This is a genomic window from Actinotignum urematis (genome assembly GCF_051264595.1).
GTDB lineage: Bacteria > Actinomycetota > Actinomycetes > Actinomycetales > Actinomycetaceae > Actinotignum > Actinotignum timonense_A.
Genome location: NZ_JBOZBG010000040.1, coordinates 1 through 825, shown reverse-complemented (window position 1 = coordinate 825; position 825 = coordinate 1). Strand labels below are relative to the sequence as shown.

Genomic DNA, 825 nt, shown 5'->3' with positions numbered 1-825 from the left:
CAGGCTTACCATCACCATCACCCCAAGCCGGGCAACCATTATTAGAAGCCGGCCCAGCAACAGCAGGACACTGATCCAGCGAATCCGGGACAGTATCCCCATCACTATCAGGATCATTAACAGTCACCTTCGACGTATCGAAGACCTTGTCACCATCCTTGATCGTGACAGTAATCTCGTCCTTATCCTTAGCATCCCCAGGAACCTTCACAACAACGTTCCCGTCCCCATCAAAGGAACAAGTAGCACCATTGGAAGCTTCACACGACGCAGTATCCGGAATCGGACCATTAGCAGGATCCTTCGCCAGCGTCACATCCGCGCCAGGCTTACCATCACCATCACCCCAAGCCGGGCAACCATTATTAGAAGCCGGCCCAGCAACAGCAGGACACTGATCCTTCAGGTCCGGAGTGCCGTCGTTATCACCATCGGCGTTCGGATCACGCACAGTGATCGGAGCAAGGAGAATCTTCTCCCCTGTTGGTGTGGTCATCTTGACCGGGATGAGGTACTCACCAGGCTCGGCTTCGCCCTTCTTCGGAGCAAGGGAAATTGTCCCATCCTCATTAACCGTCGCCCAGGGCTGCTGGCCAACCTTCACCTTGGCCTGGTCGACATCAGCAAGCAGTTCCGCCGGAATCTTCGTGTTGTCATCAAGCGGAGCATACTTGGCATCTCGCGGCTTGGTTCCGTTTTCCTTGTGAAGCGGCGAAGCAACAGTCTCGGTCGTGTCGAGGTCAACCGAGGTGTGCTTGTACTCCGGAGTGGGCTTGGCGGCAAATGCGTCCTTGGCTAGCGCAGTATCGCGCGAGCCCTCGGGAT

General features: G+C 56.0%; 1 protein-coding gene. It reads right to left on the bottom strand.

The window, feature by feature from the left end:
- The coding region (locus ACRQDJ_RS09245) for a thrombospondin type 3 repeat-containing protein (RefSeq protein WP_435718007.1) at nucleotides 1-825 on the bottom strand (825 nt) is incomplete at both ends.